Annotated in this window: 14 protein-coding genes; 7 read left to right on the top strand and 7 right to left on the bottom strand. The window is 60.1% G+C overall.

Annotation, left to right across the window (positions count from 1 at the left end):
• Window positions 1-44: 44 nt before the first annotated feature.
• On the bottom strand, window positions 45-1,022 hold the full coding sequence (locus tag K1W69_RS00480; RefSeq protein WP_220226374.1) for an ABC transporter substrate-binding protein: 978 nt from the start codon (window positions 1,020-1,022) through the stop codon (window positions 45-47).
• A gap of 147 nt (window positions 1,023-1,169) precedes the next feature.
• Between K1W69_RS00480 and K1W69_RS00475 the strand changes: the two genes are divergently transcribed.
• From K1W69_RS00475 to hutU, 4 genes are read left to right on the top strand one after another with little or no spacing between them, the layout of a single operon-like run.
• Entirely contained in the window at window positions 1,170-1,958 is a 789-nt protein-coding gene (locus tag K1W69_RS00475; protein WP_220226373.1) for an IclR family transcriptional regulator, read from the top strand.
• Window positions 1,955-2,944, top strand: coding sequence for an NADPH:quinone oxidoreductase family protein (locus K1W69_RS00470; protein ID WP_220226372.1), 990 nt, complete (start codon window positions 1,955-1,957; stop codon window positions 2,942-2,944). The genes K1W69_RS00475 and K1W69_RS00470 overlap by 4 nt, the downstream gene beginning before the upstream one ends.
• Window positions 2,945-2,954: 10 nt before the next feature.
• Window positions 2,955-4,148 carry a CaiB/BaiF CoA transferase family protein gene (locus tag K1W69_RS00465; RefSeq protein WP_220226371.1) on the top strand — a complete coding sequence of 398 codons (1,194 nt, stop codon included), beginning with the start codon at window positions 2,955-2,957 and terminating at the stop codon, window positions 4,146-4,148.
• Window positions 4,149-4,159: 11 nt separating this feature from the next.
• The gene (hutU, locus tag K1W69_RS00460; protein WP_220226370.1) at window positions 4,160-5,839 is read left to right on the top strand and encodes a urocanate hydratase; all 1,680 of its coding nucleotides are present in this window, start codon (window positions 4,160-4,162) and stop codon (window positions 5,837-5,839) included.
• Here the strand turns inward: hutU and K1W69_RS00455 are convergent, their stop codons facing one another.
• A complete protein-coding gene (locus K1W69_RS00455) occupies window positions 5,840-7,141 on the bottom strand; it encodes an HlyD family type I secretion periplasmic adaptor subunit (RefSeq protein WP_258570757.1) in 1,302 nt (433 codons plus the stop codon).
• Between the two features lie 2 nt (window positions 7,142-7,143).
• On the bottom strand, window positions 7,144-8,925 hold the full coding sequence (locus K1W69_RS00450) for a type I secretion system permease/ATPase (RefSeq protein ID WP_220226368.1): 1,782 nt from the start codon (window positions 8,923-8,925) through the stop codon (window positions 7,144-7,146).
• Between the two features lie 429 nt (window positions 8,926-9,354).
• Between K1W69_RS00450 and K1W69_RS00445 the strand changes: the two genes are divergently transcribed.
• Window positions 9,355-12,300 (top strand): calcium-binding protein, encoded by a 2,946-nt coding sequence (locus K1W69_RS00445; RefSeq protein WP_220226367.1) that lies wholly within the window; start codon window positions 9,355-9,357, stop codon window positions 12,298-12,300.
• Between the two features lie 355 nt (window positions 12,301-12,655).
• Window positions 12,656-15,598 carry a calcium-binding protein gene (locus K1W69_RS27255; protein ID WP_220226366.1) on the top strand — a complete coding sequence of 981 codons (2,943 nt, stop codon included), beginning with the start codon at window positions 12,656-12,658 and terminating at the stop codon, window positions 15,596-15,598.
• A 25-nt stretch (window positions 15,599-15,623) separates the two neighbouring features.
• Here K1W69_RS27255 and K1W69_RS00435 read toward each other — a convergent pair whose 3' ends face one another.
• From K1W69_RS00435 to K1W69_RS00420, 4 genes are all read right to left on the bottom strand, one after another.
• Window positions 15,624-16,094 (bottom strand): deoxycytidylate deaminase, encoded by a 471-nt coding sequence (locus K1W69_RS00435; protein WP_220226365.1) that lies wholly within the window; start codon window positions 16,092-16,094, stop codon window positions 15,624-15,626.
• Between the two features lie 118 nt (window positions 16,095-16,212).
• Complete coding sequence (locus K1W69_RS00430) at window positions 16,213-16,398, bottom strand: PLDc N-terminal domain-containing protein (RefSeq protein WP_220226364.1); 186 nt, start codon at window positions 16,396-16,398, stop codon at window positions 16,213-16,215.
• A 42-nt stretch (window positions 16,399-16,440) separates the two neighbouring features.
• On the bottom strand, window positions 16,441-16,593 hold the full coding sequence (locus K1W69_RS00425) for a hypothetical protein (RefSeq protein ID WP_220226363.1): 153 nt from the start codon (window positions 16,591-16,593) through the stop codon (window positions 16,441-16,443).
• 17 nt (window positions 16,594-16,610) lie between these two features.
• Complete coding sequence (locus tag K1W69_RS00420) at window positions 16,611-16,976, bottom strand: hypothetical protein (protein WP_220226362.1); 366 nt, start codon at window positions 16,974-16,976, stop codon at window positions 16,611-16,613.
• Window positions 16,977-17,132: 156 nt separating this feature from the next.
• Here K1W69_RS00420 and K1W69_RS00415 point away from each other — a divergent pair, with 156 nt between their 5' ends.
• Window positions 17,133-17,312, top strand: a complete 180-nt coding sequence (locus K1W69_RS00415; protein ID WP_220226361.1) for a hypothetical protein — start codon at window positions 17,133-17,135, stop codon at window positions 17,310-17,312.
• Window positions 17,313-17,314: the final 2 nt, after the last annotated feature.

The raw sequence follows: 17,314 nt of genomic DNA, 5'->3' as shown, positions 1-17,314 counted from the left end.
TCAAATGGAGAGAACGGCGCGCCGGAAGGCGCGCCGCAACATTGCTATTCGATGACCTGGGTCGCCTGGGCCATCACCGATTCCGGGATCGTGACGCCCATGCGCTCGGCCGCGCCCTTGTTGATGACGACCTTGAACTTGTCCAGCACCTTGTAGGCGATGACGGCGTCGATCTCGCCGACCGGCTTGCCTTCCAGCACGTCGGCGGCCATGTTGCCGGCGATTTCTCCGATACCGATATAGTCGAGACCGACGGACGCAATCGCGCCGCGCTCGACGCCGCCGGTTTCACCGGTGAAGATCGGAAGGTCCACATCCTGACCGACTTTCACGATGGCCTCCAGCGCCGCAACGATCGTGGTGTCGTTCGGGATGTAGATGGCGTCGACTTCGCCGATCAGTTTCTTGGTGGCGAGAATGACTTCGTTCGTGGTCGGGGCCGGCGATTCGACGACCTCGATGCCGCGCGGCGCGCCGAATTCCTTGACCCAGCCGAGCGTGGCGACGGCATTGTCGAGGCCCGGATTGTAGATGAAGCCGATCTTCTTGAGATCCGGAACGATTTCCTGGAACAGGTCGAGTTGCGGCTCGATGGGCGCAGCGTCCGACACGCCGGTGACGTTGCCGCCCGGCTTTTCGTACTGGGAAATAAGCTTCGCCTTGACCGGATCGGTAACCGTGGAAAAGACGATCGGGATATCCGACGTGGCCGAAACCATCGCCTGGGAGGTCGGCGTGGTGATCGGCATGATGATGTCCGGGCTGTCGCCGACGAATTTCTTGGCGATCTGCTGCTGGGTCGGCATATTGCCGTTGGCGTTCTGGTAGTCGATGGTAATCGTCTCGCCGTCGACGTAGCCGCGGGCTGCGAGCGCATCGATGATACCCTGCTTCGTGTCCGTCAGAGCCGGCACCTCGACGATGGTCGAGATAGCAACCTTCTTCATGTCGTCGGCAAATGCGGATGTCGCCGCGACGCCGAGAACGATCGCTGCAACAGCGCTTCTCAGTAATACTGTCATATTGGTCTCCTGTCTGTTCCGCCCCTGCGGGGATTTTCGTTGATCTTCCGTCGATCTGTCTCTGCACTCTCGACAATATGGTTGACGCCATAGACGAAATAGCGTCTCATAATATGAACGCATGTCACATATAGCGGGTTACATTGCATGAAAGTCAAGGCCGAATCTCCGGCAGGCGTGGCTCTTGTCGCCAAGGCCTTCCAGATTCTCGACATGTTTCAGATCGAAAGTCCGGCCTGGTCGCAGGCCGACCTCGTCCGTGCGACCGGCCTCAACCGGTCCACCGTCAATCGACTTGTGCGTTTTCTCGCAAGCCATGGCTATCTCGTCCAGATCGGCTCTTCCGGTCAGCACACGCTGGGACTGGCCGCGATAGAACTCGGCAACCGCGCCAGCGCCGGCTTCAACCTGAGAAAGGTCTGTCAGTCGAGCATGGAGGCTCTGGCCGCCAAAATCAACGAAACCGTTATCCTGAGCGCCCTGGACGCCGCCAATCTCGCCGCCGTTTGCGTGGACCAGATAGAAGGCCGGCAGGAGGGCCTGCGGGTTTTCGAAAGCATCGGATCGCGCTTTCCCCTTCATGCGGGCGCGGCGCCCAAGGCGATACTGGCCTTTCTGCCCGAAGACCTGCAACAGGAGGCGCTGGACAGGGACCTGAAATCCTACACTGATCACACGGTTGTCGACCGGAAAGCGATCGAGGAGGCTCTGAAGCTGACCCGCGAGCGCGGGTACGCGATATCGAGGGAAGAGACCTTCGAAGGCACGATAGGCATCGCCGCTCCCATTCTCGGTCCGAACGGAACGGCGGTGGCGAGCCTCGCCGTCGCCCTGCCCATCCCGCGCGCAAAGCCCGAAACCTGTAAGGTCATCGCCAATGAACTGGTGTCGATTGCAGCAGGCGTGACCCGACACATCAACGGAGGGGCTGCATGACCGCCGCCCTTCCCGTTTCGATGGCTGCATGGATTTCCGGCGAAACGCCGGGCGCAGAGCATCTGACGTTTTCGACCCGCCCGGCGCCGCGCGCGAAACCGGGAACGATGGTCGTCAGGGTCGCTGCGTCCGCGCTGAATTTCTCCGACATCCTGATGATCGACGGGAAGTACCAGGTGCGTCCGCCCCGCCCCTTCATACCTGGTCAGGAAATCGCCGGCGCCGTGATGGAGGTCGCCGGAGACAGCGCCTGGAAGCCGGGCGATCGCATCGCCAGCAAGGTTTTCTGGGGCGGCTTCTCGGAATTCGCGGAGGTGCGCGAGGACATGGCGATCGCCCTGCCCGACGATGTCGATTTCGCCAGGGGCGCAGCGCTGCCGGTCTCCTACATGACGGCGATGGTGGCGCTACACGACAGCGTCGACGTCGGACCGCAGGACAGCGTGCTTGTTCACGCCGCAGCCGGCGGGGTGGGCCTGGCCGCCGTCGAAATCGCCCACGCCGCCGGGGCAAAGGTGATCGCGACAGCCGGCAGTTCCGAAAAGCTGGACCTCGCGAAAAATCACGGCGCCGATATCGGCGTCAATTACCGCGACAAGAACTGGAAGGACGCCGTGAAGGAAGCGACCGAGGGCAAGGGCGCCACGATTGTCGTCGATCCGGTGGGCGGCGACGTGGCGACCGAGAGCCTGCGCTGCATCGCCCGGCATGGAACGCTCCTGATCGTCGGTTTCGCCTCCGGCAAGATTGCGCAGCTGCCGTCCAATTACCTGCTTTTGAAAAGCCTGACGGCGCGCGGCGTGCTGTGGGATCACGACCGTGACGGCCCGATGATCGCGCATATGACCAAACGAATTCAGAAGCTGCTGCAACAGGGAAAGATCAATCCGGTGGTCCGTTCCGATTTCACGCTCGAGGATCTGCCGCAAGCGCTCGACGCGCTGAGCAACCGCAACTCCGTCGGCAAGCTGGTGCTAACGCTATGAGGAACGGGCAATGAGTGACAGACCGATCCTCTCCGGCATTCGCATTCTCGACCTGACGCGGGTCATGTCGGGTCCCTACTGCACGTCGATGCTGGCCGATCTCGGCGCCGAGATCATCAAGATCGAAATGCCGGAAACCGGCGACGAGGCGCGCCATTTCGGACCCTACAGGGACGGCGAGAGCACATATTTCATGATGCTCAACCGCGCCAAGAAGAGCGTCACCATCAACATGAAGGATCCGGAAGGCCTTGCGGTCGTGAAAAACCTGATCCCGAAATGCGACGTGATCGTCGAGAATTTCCGACCGGGCGTGATGGCCCGGCTCGGCATGGACGAAGCCTCGGTGCGGGCGCTCAATCCCACGATCGTCTACGCCAGCATTTCCGGCTTTGGCCAGGACAGCCCGCTGAAGAACTGGCCTGCCTTCGACCTGGTGATCCAGGCCATGAGCGGCATGATGAGCACCACCGGACCGAAAGGCGGACCGATGACTGCGGTTGGCGAATCCATCGCCGATGTCTGCACCGGCATGTTCGCGGCCTTCGGCATTGTCGCCGCCCTGTTCGACCGCGAACGCAGCGGCAAGGGACACCATGTCGATGTCGCCATGCTCGATTCCGTCATGGCGATGGAGTTGACCGGCCTCTCCCGTCAGCTCTATTCCGGCGATACGCCGAAGCCGGCCGGCAACCGCCATCCCGTCACCTATCCGGTCGACAGTTTCCCGACCACCAGCGACGACATCGTGATGGTCTGTTTCTCGCAGACGGCTTTCCGGTCGCTCTGCGCGCTGATGGGCGCGCCCGACCTTGCCGACGATCCGCGTTTCAAAACCAACGCCGACCGCAACGCAAACGAAGACGAACTGCGCGCGCTGATTGCCGACTGGACCCGCAACCAGGAGCAGGAAGCGCTGGTGACCCGCCTGCAGGAGGCCGGCATCCCGGCTGGCCCGGTTTGGGACCTGAAGGTATTGACGCAAAGCGAGCACGCGGCCGCCCGCGGCCTCGTCGTCGACGGCGCGCATTCGAAATTCGGAAGCGTCCCGCTTGTCCCGCAACCGGTTCGGTTTTCAGGGGCGCCGGGCGTCAGGGATCCGCATGTGCCGATGCTCGGCGAGGATACGGATGACGTGTTGCATGATGTGCTCGGACTTGATGAGGACGCCATCGCCGCCATGAGAAAAAAGAAAATAATCTGAAGGGTGAGGACATGAACGCCAACCTGTCGAACACACGGGTTGTTCGCGCGCCGAGGGGCGCGGAACTGAACGCCAAAAGCTGGCAAACCGAAGGACCGCTGCGCCTGCTGATGAACAATCTCGACCCGGAGGTCGCCGAACGGCCCCAGGACCTGGTGGTCTATGGCGGCATTGGCCGGGCGGCGCGGGACTGGAAATCCTTCGACGCGATCGTCGAGCAACTGAAGGATCTCGAAAGCGACGAGACGCTGCTTGTGCAGTCCGGCAAGCCGGTCGGCGTGCTGCGCACGCACAAGGGCGCGCCGCGGGTGCTGATCGCCAACGGCAATCTCGTGCCGCACTGGGCAACCTGGGAGAAATTCCATGAGCTCGACCGGCTGGGGCTCACGATGTTCGGGCAGATGACGGCCGGTTCCTGGCTCTATATCGGCAGCCAGGGGATCGTTCAGGGGACCTTCGAAACCTTCTCCGAGATCGGCCGCCGGCATTTTGGCGGCGAAACCGCCGGCCGCCTCGTCATGACCGGCGGCCTTGGCGGCATGGGCGGCGCCCAGCCGCTGGCCGCCACAATGGCGGGCTTCAACGCCATCGTCGCCGAATGCCAGCCGAGCAAGATCGAATTCCGCTTGCGCTCAGGGTATCTCGACACGCAAGCGCCGAACCTTTCGGACGCCCTCGCGATGATCGAAAAGGCCAACGCCGACGGCAAGCCGCTTTCCGTCGCGGTGCCCGGCAATGTCATCGACATGCTGGAGGAGACGCAGCGCCTTGGCATCACGCCGGATGTGCTGACGGACCAGACCTCGGCGCACGATCCGGTCAACGGCTACCTGCCCCATGGCTGGACGCTGGAAAAATGGGAGAGTATGCGCGAGAGCGATCCCGATGCTGTTTCAAAGGCTGCGAAGGAAAGCATGGCGCGGCATGTCGGCCTGATGCTCGATTTCGAGGAGAAAGGCTCGATCGTTCTCGAATACGGCAACAACCTGCGGGCCATGGCGCAAGAGGCTGGCGCCGAAAACGCATTCGGCTTTCCCGGTTTCGTGGAAGCCTATGTCCGCCCGCTCTTTTGCCGGGGCAAGGGACCGTTTCGCTGGGTGGCGCTCTCGGGCGATCCGGAAGACATCTACAAGACCGATGCGAAGGTGCGGGAACTGATGCCGGACGATGCGTTTCTGCACACCTGGCTCGACAAGGCGCGCAAGCATATCAAGTTCCAGGGTCTGCCGTCCCGTATCTGCTGGGTCGGTCTTGGCGACCGGCATCGCCTCGGCCTCGCCTTCAACGAGATGGTGCGCAACGGCGAATTGTCGGCGCCGGTGGTGATCGGCCGTGATCACATGGACAGCGGCTCCGTCGCCAGTCCCAATCGCGAGACGGAAGGCATGAAGGACGGATCGGATGCGATCTCCGACTGGCCGATACTCAACGCGCTGATGAACGCGGCCAACGGCGCGACCTGGGTCTCCTTCCACCATGGCGGCGGCATGGGCATGGGCTATTCACAGCACGCCGGCATCGCCCTTGTCGCAGACGGCTCGGCGGAAGCCGACGCCATGATCGAACGCACGCTATGGAACGACCCCGCAAGCGGGGTCATCCGGCACGCCGACGCGGGCTATGAATCGGCGATCGAATGCGCCGAGGAGTTCGGACTGAATATCCCCATGCCGCAGCGTCGAACGCCTTAATCAGCGTTCGCGCAAGGCATGGGCGATCTGGTCGGTCATCGGCTTGACCAGATAGGACAGGACATTGCGGTCTTCGGTCTTGATGAAAACCTCCACCGGCATGCCGGGAAGCAGCGGCTTGTCGCCAAATTTGGCGTATTCGTCGCTGTCGATCTCCAGACGAAGATTATAAAAGCCCTGACCGGTCGTCTCGTCGAAGACCAGATCCGGCGAAATGAACTTTACCGATGCGGTGAGCGTCGGCGTGGTGCGCTGGTTGAAGTTGGGGAACCGCAGGGTCGCCTTTTGACCCGGCGCCAGCTGGTCGATACTGACAGGGGACACCGGCGCTTCGACCACCAGGAGGTCTGCGCCCGGCACGATCTGCATGACCGTCTGGCCGGCGCCGATCACGCCGCCCACCGTATGCATGCCCAACGCATGCACATATCCGGATTTCGGCGCCCGCAATTCGTTGCGGGTCAGGCGATCCTCGGCGTCCACCTTCCGCTCTTCCAGTCTGGCGATTTCAGTCCGGACCTGATCGAGCAATTCCAGCGTTTCGGCCCGAAAATCCTCGTCGATCCGGATTTCCTGGACGCGTCGCTCGCTGATCGCCTCGTTGGCTTCGGCGATCGCCGCCGTCAGGCCGCCATGCTGGCCGACAAGTTGCGCGCGATTGCGCTGCAACGCCGTGACGCGGCTTTGCTGGACAAGCTGCTGTTTGAGGAGATGCTCGAGGTCGACGAGCTCCTTTTCGACCAGCTCGATTTCCTCCACCTTCGCAACAAGCTGGGCCTCGAACCCCTCGATCTTCTTGTGGATCTGACCGATCTGGTCGATCAACTGATCCTTGCGGCCCTCGCGGCTCTGGCGGCGAGCGTCCATGAGATGGGCCTGGTGTTCCTCATGATGCGAACGCGCCGTTTCGGTCGCGCTGCTTTCGCTCGCCGGAACGGCGAGGTCCGAAAGGCCGTCGCGCTCTGCCTTCAACCGCAGCTTCTTTGCATGCAGGGATTCCAGCTGCTGCGTCAGCGATGCGACCTCGGCGCGCGTGACCGTGTCGTCCAGAACCAGCAGCAGATCGCCGGCCTGAACGTAGTCGCCGTCGCGGACACGGATGTCGCGAACGATGCCGCCCTCCTTGTGCTGGATCGCCTTGATCCTGGATTCCACGACCAGCGTTCCGGGCGCAACGACCGCGCCCGAGATCTCGGTGAAGGCAGCCCAGCTTCCGACCCCGACCGTCAGGGCGAGAACAACAACGAAGGCGGCTGTCAGATGACTGCGTATGCTTTTGGTGAACGAGCTTGCAGTTTTCATTGTCATTCTCCTGCCTCCTTGACGGCTTCCACCGGCCGGACAAACTTCTGTCTTGGCCCGAACGCCGCCACCTGACCGTCTCTCAGGCACAGCACCTTGTTGCTGACGGCCATGGCGGACGGACGATGGGATACGATGATGACGATCGAGCCTTTCTCGCGCAGGGCCTTGATAGCCTCCGTCAGCGCGGCCTCCCCGTTGGCGTCGAGATTGGAATTCGGCTCGTCGAGAATGACGACAAAGGGATCGCCGAACAGCGCCCTGGCGAGCGCGATGCGCTGCCTCTGGCCGCCGGAGAGCGAATAGCCCGCCGATCCGATGACCGTATTGTAGCCGTCCGGCAAACCCACGATCAGTTCATGGACGCCGGCGAGGCGGGCCGCCTCGACAATGGCGGCCGGATCCGCCTCCCCCGCGAACCGCGCGATATTCGCCGCAACGGTTCCGTCGAAAAGCTGAATGTCCTGCGGCAGGTAGCCGATGAAGGCGCCGATCCGGTCATCGGCCCACTGCTCGAGTTCGGCGCCGTCGAAACGCACGTCGCCCGACATGTGCGGGATCGCGCCGGCGATGCCCCGCACCAGTGTCGATTTGCCCGATCCGGAGGGGCCGACGACCGCCAGCGCGTCGCCAGCTTCGAGATCGAAGGTCGCCGCCTTGACGACGGCCTGGCCGTCCGGACCGCAGGTGAAGCGGTCGAGTTTAAGCGACTTGTTGGGCAACGGCAGCGGAATGAGACCGGACGCTCCCTCATTCTCCCGCAGGATCTTTCGCAGCTGGCCGAGGCTTCTGCGCGCCGTAACGAAGACCGGCCAGTTGCCGATCGCCGCTTCCACCGGCGCAAGCGCGCGCGCCGTCATGATGGAGGCCGCGATCATCACCCCTGCAGAGATCTCCTGCTGGATGACGAGCCAGGCGCCGACGGCGAGCATGGCGGACTGAAGCACCATGCGCGTGCTCTTGATCATGGTCGAGAACAGCGACGACCAGTCCGCCGCGTGGCGCTGTTTATCCAGGTAGCCGACATTGCTGTCGGTCCAGCGGGCGGTCAGCGCGCCGGACATGCCCATGGCCTGGATCGCTTCGGCGTTACGGCGGGACTCCTCGATGCTGGAGGTGCGCTGACCGGCTGTCTGCATGGCGCTTTTCACCGCTTTTCGCGCAATGAGCTCGTTGATGATGATCAGGGTGAAGATGATCGCCGCGCCGGCAAGGGCGACGAAGCCGAGGAGGCTGGCGAACAGGAAAACAATCCCCAGATAGAACGGCAGCCAGGGCATGTCGAAGATCGCCGCCGGACCGGATCCGGCGAGGAATGCGCGGACATTGTCGAGATCCTGAACGGGTCTTATCGCCGCGCCCTTCGCGCCGAACCGGACCGGCAGGACTGTCGATGTCCGGAACGCCAGCCCCGACAGACGGTTGTCCACATCCTGGCTGATCCGGGTGAAAATACGACTTCTCAACCCGTCAAGCAGCGCCATGAAGCCGAAGAGCGCCAGCACCAGCCCGGACAGCGTGACAAGGGTCGGAACCGAGCCGCTCGCAAGCACCCGGTCATAGATCTGCAGCATGAAGATCTGTCCGGTCAGCATCAGAAGGTTTATGACGGCGCTGACGACGGCGACGCCGGTGAAACAGGCGCGCAGCGACCGGAAGGCGTCTCCCACCGGATCGACGCTCTTGCCGGTCGGCGCGCGCGCGCCGGATGCGCTTCGAGGCGCATCCTTGCCTGAAACAGGCGCGAATGCAGCGCCTTCAATCGGCGTCGGATTCCCTGCCATTGACATGATCCCGTGCTCCCATCGGTTTGGGTAGGCTCGCTCAAGACGAGCGGCTGACGCCCCTCATATGGTTTAACCTGCGGTTGAGCGCCATCAGTTTTTCCTTAAACTTTGGTAAGCTCGACTTCCGGATGGATCCGGTCGTCAAAGGCGTATTCATTGATTGTCGCAACGAAGCGTTTTTTCCGACCAACACCCGTTTCGAGCGTCTCCTGCGGCTGTGACCGATGGTCGGCGCAGCTCATTTGATGCACATAGTGCGCGTAGAATTACATGGCGATTAAGGCTGGATTAATTCTCCTCCACAATCGCGAAAACCGGATTGCCCGACCGCGCGGTTCAGCCTAACTCAGCGGCCATACAGACGCGCACAAGCCAGCATAAATCACACAATCACCAAACTCGGAATTCGAGAAGGATCGTATAATCATGTCTACATATCAATGGGATGAGCATATTGTCGAACCCGATAACGGGGGTCGACTGAAGAAATGGTGGTCCTGGGACGAAGGGCAGGAGATCGAGTTCCGCAGCAAAGGAACCTACCAGATGACCGACACCTATTTCGAAAACAATTGGGATGTCAGTTCCGGTGGAATCCTGTCATTCCTCAAAAAGCACCAGGCCTACTCCACAATCATCGGGACTGACGGCAACGACGTCATCCACGGGAATGACGATTATTCCAAGACGTATGTGGTCAGCACCGGCGGCAACGCCACAAACACATACACCATCAGCTACGGCGGCATCGGAGACACAATCTACGGTGGCGTAGGCAACGACATTATCTACGGTTACGGCGGAAACGATCGACTGGAAGGCGGATCGGGCGACGATTTCCTTCACGGCGGCGCCGGCGCCGACATCCTGATTGGCGGGACCGGCAATGACTGGCTTGTCACCGGCAGTCTGAAGAACAATGAGGGAGACATACTGACAGGCGGCGAAGGCTTCGACACCTTCGTTATCGGAGAGATAGAACAATCCCTCCACCAGTCGTTCAATTGGGGAGAATGGAGTTCGGATCTGCTTAAAGGTCTGTTCACGGATTTAAGCGATCTGGCGTTCGTTGTCGGGAACGGCAGCAAGGTGATGAAGGAAGTCGTGCCCATGCTTCTCGATTTCATGAACGCTTACGAGGCAGCCGGAAAAGACAAGACGGTTCCGCCGCCTTCCGCAGCCTTCGTCGAGATCACCGATTTCGATCCGACGCGGGACGTCATCATCTTCCCGCTGGACGGAAGCTCCAAGCAAGGCATATTCCTGACCGAGGACTACAATTTCGTCAGCGATTTCAGCTTCACGCAGGACCTCGAGAACACCGCCGACAAAATCCTGACGGTCAAGTTCGATGAACTTGCCGAGGAACTCGGACTGGGCTCGAGCCTGGATGAGGCGGAAAAAGCCGCCTTCATCGAAGCGCTGAAGCAGAATGCCATCCTGATCCGGCCGGACGGCGCCTATATGGGCATTAACGGGCAGAAACCGATCGAAGGCGTCGATCTGGATAAGCTGGCGCAACTCGGAGAAGGCTCGTTTCTAATTCTCGGCGCCCATGGCGGTTTCACCGTCGAAGGCACTGTGTCTGACGATCTCGTCCTCGGAACGCAGTATGGCGATGTGCTCTACGGATACACACCTGACGGATACACGGCCGACGATGACGGCAACGACACGCTTCACGGCTTCGGCGGCGACGATCTTTTCATGGCCGGCGGCGGCAGGAACAAGCTCTATGGCGGAGACGGCAACGACACGGCTTCCTACGTCAGCGCCAATCGCGGCATTACCGTCGACATGACGGAAACCTATTTTGACGCCAATGGCGACGAGTATTACGAGGTCGTCAATGGCCACGCCTACAAGGACCAGATAGACGGTGTCTTAAAGGAAGTGATCGGCGTCGACCGCAATTACAGTATCGAGAGCATCAGGGGAACAGAGTTCGACGACGACATTCGTGGAGACGCGAATTCGAACACCCTGATGGGCGGCGGCGGCGACGACTACCTGTTCGGCGACGACGGGGACGACGTCCTGGCCGGAGGCGAAGGCGACGATACGCTGGAAGGCGGCAGAGGCCGCGACCTGTTCATCCTGGACGGCGGCGAGAATACGATCGTCGACTTTGAACCGGGCGAAGACCACATCCAGGTCGACTACGAGGCCTATGGCGTATCCGGCCGCGACGACCTCGTCTATGTCGGGCCTGACGCCGACGGAAACGGCTATCTGCAGATCGCCGCGACCGGCGAGACGATCGCCATCCTTCAGAACATGACGGGAAAAACCTTCTCCATGGAGGTGGACATTCCAGAAAAGCTGTTCGCCGACGACGACAACGCAAGCAGCCTGACGGGAGACGCAAACGTCAACTGGCTGTTCGCCGGCCGAGGCGGCTTCACCAACCTCACCGGCGGCGACGGCGTCGACACTTTCATTTTGCGCGGCGGCTATGAACACTGGATCATGGATTTCTCGGTCGCCGAACGTGAAGAAATCCATATCTCGGGAGATGCCTACGGGCTTTCCGGGTTCGACGACCTCGTCATCCAGCAGTTCGGCGCGAACCGCTTTTTCATTTTCGACGCCGAAGGAAATCCCATAACGCTGATCTCCGTCCAGGGATCTCAGGCCACGGCCGAGGATCTGCTGGGGCAGATCTACCTCGACGGGGTCCGCTACAATGACGATGTAGCCGATTCAGAGGAGACCGGACCGACACACCCGCTCAATATCTACGGCGTGAATGTCGAACGGACCTACGCCGGCTACCAGTTCGACTCCGAACTGGACCGGGAAGAAGTCGTGGCACGGTGGGCGGAGTCCGGCGATGACGTCATGACGGGTTCGTCGGCCGACGAGCTCTTCGTAGCTGGGGCCGGAAACAACGTTATCGACGGCGGCGGCGGCAACAATACCGTCTCCTATGCGGACAGCGCAGAGGGCGTCACCGTCTGGTTCGGCATGGCGGCCTACACCGATTCCAGAAGCGCCTCCGACGAGTTGAAAAACATCCAGAACTATATCGGAAGCGACTTCGACGACCGGATCTGGGGCAGCGACCAGGACAACATCATCGTGTCGGGCGCCGGAGACGACTGGCTGAAAGGCGACGGCGGCGTCGATGCGTTCTACCTCAATGGCGGCAGCAACGAGATCGCGGACCTCTGCATCGTCGACGGTGAAACGATCCACATCTCGATGGACGTCTACGGCGTCGACAGTTTCGATGACCTCGAGATCGTCTTCAAGGACGGATCGGACACAGACTTCTATGTGCAAATCGCCGGTTCGTCGTTCGTGATCGCCGACATCACCCAGGTCGGCAACGCCAACTTCAAGATCCAGGATTTCGTGGAACTGTATTAGAGCTCTTTCGACCTGCAACCGGCCATGAACATCATAGATGTTTTACTCAAGGTTGCAGTCAATCCAATCCGCCGGAGACAGCATCCTGCGCCTCGCGCGACCAGGAGCACGCCTCCGGCGGACCCACGCCCCTGCATCCCGAACATTGGTCCGACCCGGTGCTGCTTGCGCAGTGACTGGAGGTCCTGGCACAATCTCAGGTCGAAACATTACCGGCGACTAACCCCTGGATTAAATCTCGTCCATGATGGTGCAAGCGGCATTGATCGAACACATTTCCTGTGTCTAAAGCCAGCACCAATGGCGTGGCGATTTTGCCCGACATTATTGTATCACGACCAAGGAGGACAATTTTATGTCTGCATATCAATGGGATGAACATTGGATCGAGCCTGACGACGGCGGCCAGATCAGAAAGTGGTGGGAATGGGAACTGGGGCAAGATTTCCAGTTCAGCAGCAAGGGCACCTACCAGATGTCCGACACCTATTTCGATAATAGCTGGGACACGGTCCCCGGCGGTTTCCTGTCGTTCATCACCCGTCATTATGCCTATTCCACGATCATAGGAACCGACGGCGACGACGTGATTCACGGAAACGATGACTACTCCAGGACCTACTACATTGAATATAGTCCGGGAAACACGAACAAGGTCATCATCAAGCAAGGCGGTATCGGTGATACAATTTATGGTGGAGAAGGCGACGATATCATTTACGGCTACGGTAGCGACGACTGGCTGTATGGCGGATCCGGAAACGATTTCCTCTATGGCGGCGCCGGCGCGGATATGCTTTTCGGAGGCAGCGGCAACGACTGGCTGTTCACCGGTCCGCTCCAAGACAATGAAGGCGACACGCTCACCGGCGGCGAGGGTTTCGACACCTTTGTCATCGGGGAACTGGAAGGCCCCACCTACACGCATTTCGACTGGGGCCACTGGAGCTCCGAACTCGCCGGTGCGTTCGGCCAAACGGCGGGCGACCTGGGCCTTATCGGACTCAGCGGCAGCAAGGCCACTCGAGGCTTGTTCCCTGTTGTGTCGAACCTCATAACAGCCCTTTTTTCCACCGGAGGCACCAAAGTCATTCCGGCTCCGAAGGCCGCCTTCGTCGAGATCACCGATTTCGATCCGACGCGGGACGTCATCATCTTCCCGCTGGACGGCAGTTCCAAGCAGGGCATTTTCCTTTCCGAGGACTATAATTTCGTCAGCGACTTCAGTTTCACCCAGGACCTCGAAAACACCGCCGACAAGATCCTGACGGTCAAGTTCGATGCGCTGGCGGAGGAACTCGGACTGGGATCGAGCCTCGATACGGCCGAGAAGGCCGCCTTCACCGAGGCGCTGAAGCAGAATGCCATCCTGATCACCCCGGACGGCGTTTACAGGGGCATCAACGGACCTACCCCTCTCGAAGGCATCGACCCCGAGCAACTGGCCGGGATCGGCGACGGCTCCTTTCTCATCCTCGGCGCCCATGGCGGCTTCACCGTGGAGGGCACGGTGTCGGACGACCTGATCCTGGGAACGCAGTACGGCGATACCCTCTACGGCTACACCCCGGATGGCTATACCACCAGCAACGACGGCAACGACACGCTGCACGGCTTTGGCGGCGACGACGTGTTCTATGGCGGAGGCGGAAACAACTTCCTCTACGGCGGAGACGGCAACGACACGGCTTCCTACGTGACCGCCAATCGCGGCATCGATGTCGATATGTCAGTCACCTATTTCGACAACAATGGCGACCAGTATTACGAGGTCGTCAACGGCCACGCCTACAAGATGGAACTCAATGGCGTGCTTACTGACGTCATCGGCGTCGACCGCAACTACAGCATCGAGAATATTCGCGGCACCGAGTATGACGACACCATCCGCGGCGACCATCAGTCGAACACGCTGATGGGCGGCGGCGGCAACGACTACCTGTTCGGCGGCGCCGGAGCCGACGTGCTTGTCGGCGGAGAAGGCGACGACATCCTGGAAGGTGGAGAAGGCCGAGACCTGTTCATCCTGGACGGCGGCGAGAACACGATCGTCGACTTTGAACCTGGCGAAGACCATATCGAGGTCGACTATGAAGCCTACGGGATAACCGGACGGGATGAGCTCATCTATGAGGGGCCCGACGCCGACGGAAACGGCTATCTCAGGATCGCGGCAACCGGCGAAACGATTGCGATCCTGCAGAATATGACAGGCAAGTCGTTTTCCATCGATTTCGACATACCGACCAAGCTTTTCGCCGACGATGACAAGGGCGGCGCGCTTACGGGAGACGGATCAGCCAACTGGCTCTATGCCGGCCGAAGCGGGTTCACCAACATCACCGGCGGAGACGGTGTCGACAACTTCGTGCTGCGCGGCGGTTACGAACACTGGATCATGGATTTCTCGATCGCCGAAGGCGAGGTGATCCACATTTCCAGCAACGCCTATGGCCTTACAGGATTCGACGATCTCGTCATCGAGCAGTTCGGTGGCAACCGCTTCTTCATAATCGACGGCCAGACCGGCAACGTCATCACCCTGGTCAGCGTCCAGGGAGATGGCTGGACGGCCGAGGAACTCCTCGACCGGATCACTGTTGACGGCGAAGGCGCAAACGGAGCGGTGGAAACCGGTGACGGTATCGTCAACCCTTACGAGGCCTTCGGCATCAATCTCGACAAGATTTACGCCGGCTACCAGTTCGACGCCGATCTGGACCGGCAAGAGGCGATGGACCGGTGGGCGGAGTCGGGCGACGACGTCATGACGGGAAGCTCCAGCGACAATCTGTTCGTGGCGGGCGCCGGGAAGAACGTCATCGACGGCGGCGAAGGCAACAACACTGTTTCCTACGCAGACAGTACCGAAGGCATCGTCATGTGGTTCGGCGTCAAGGCGTATTCCGAATCCGGAAGTTTCTCCGATGACCTGAAGAACATCCAGAACTACATCGGAAGCGACTTCGACGACCAGATCTGGGGAACGGACGAGGCCAACATCATCGTGTCAGGCACCGGAGACGACTGGCTGAAGGGCGGCGGCGGCGTCGATACGTTCTACCTCAATGGCGGCAGCAACGAGATCGCGGACCTCTGCATCGCCGACGGTGAAACGATCCACATCTCGATGGACGCCTACGGCGTCGACAGTCTCGATGACCTGGAGATCGTCTTCAAGGACGGATCGGACACAGACTTCTATGTGCAAATCGCCGCTTCGTCATTCGTGATCGCCGACATCACCCAGGTTGGCAACGCAAACTTCAAGATTCAGGATGTCGTGGAACTGTATTGAATCGGGCGACCCACAAACCGCCAGACTATTCGATTTCCAGAGTATCGAGTTTGACGCCCGCTTCCCTGAGCATGATTTCGGAAACGTCGAAACTGTGATCCAGCGCCCCGTCGAATTCCGGTTTGGCGGGGCAACACACCCGGGAAATGCCCGACTGGATGATGGAACGGGCACAATCCGAACAGGGAAAACGGTTCACATAAATCGTGCAGCCATCAACAGGCGTTCCTGCTCTCGCCGCATTGTAGATCGCATTGCGTTCGGCGTGTTCGAACCAGAAGAATTTTTCGCCGCTTGGACGATCGAAGCGGCTGTCGTCATCGTCCTTCACGCCGCGCGGCAGACCATTGTAGCCTGTGGAACGGATCTCAAGCGCGGGCCCGACAATAACGGCGCCGACCTTGAAATTCCGGTCTTCGGTCCACTGTGAAATGTGATTGCTGAGGGCGAGAAACCTCTGGTCCCACAGGCTCTGCTTTTCCGCGCTGACTGCCACGCCAATCTCCGACCTTGAATTGCAGACCGGACCATAAGGACCCGACGGTGGAAGCGCAATCTGCCCGAATCAAAACGGCCCGGAAATTTCCGGGCCGTCGAGTGCGTTACAGCTATTCTCAGACCGTCACGCTTCCTGGCGCCTTCGGGCCGGCGATCAGCCAGACAATGAAGCCGACGATCGGGAAGATGATGATACCAAGTATCCAAAGCACCTTGGCGCCGGTGGTTGCGCCGCTCTGGATAACCTTGATAATCGCATAGATGTCGAGAATGAGTACCAGAATACCAAACAGAAATTCCATTGATCGCTCCGTTAGTGTTAGCCGCTGACAGAAACCAAACCGTCAAGCGCGGTAGAAGTTCCGAAATTTTGCGTGGCGGGCCACAAAATGCGCCCGTGCTTCGTCTTCTTCACGCATCTTCATGATCGCCGCGCTCATCGTGCCGAGAAACATCCCGGCTACAAGAATTGCGAGTAAACTCAGAGCAGTAACCATCTCTATCTCCGTTTTGATCAGCCCTCGGCCCCGGTCCGCGTTACGCGGTTCCTGGCGACCGGAATGCTTTCGATGTCGGAAGGCCGGATGACCACCTGCAGGTCATCCACGCGAAGCACGCGCTTGGCGTCGACGCTGAAGGTCACCTGAACAGTTTCGTCTGTGTGAAACTCCGCGACCTCGATCGTTTCGATGACGCCCTGATCATCGACTGGAGCGTCCAGCACGTAACCCAGCGGGGTTCCCCTTTCAGACACGACAGTCAATCCGAGAACCGAATCGTTTGCCGGATGCGCTTCGTCGTCGGCCGCCAGAGCAGCCGCCGGCGTCAGCGCGACGCCTGCGAAAATGAACAGTGCTTTCATGGCTTTCAGGTGCGGCATCGTTAGCCTCCTTTGATGAATAGTTAACGCCGATGGCCTGAATTGGTTTCATCAAGGACTGACGAAGGTAGAGCGCGGGGCCCTGAAAAGGCCTGATTTCGGGAACTTTTCGGCGCGCCAAGCTTTAATCCATCACAGCCTGCAAGGAGGTCTGTCATGACGGATATCACTGGAACGGGTGAAAAGAAGAAAGCCGTAAAGAAACGGGATCCGTGCGATCCTGAATCCATCGAGAACATGTCTCGAATAAAGAGGGCGTCGGGCAATTACTGGCGCATTACGGGGGCGATTGGCGCCGTCTGCGCTGTTCTCATTGTCTTGATCATCATCCTGTAACG

The sequence above is a fragment of the Flavimaribacter sediminis genome, assembly GCF_019492055.1.
GTDB lineage: Bacteria > Pseudomonadota > Alphaproteobacteria > Rhizobiales > Rhizobiaceae > Flavimaribacter > Flavimaribacter sediminis.
This window is presented reverse-complemented; position numbering and strand designations above follow the sequence as displayed.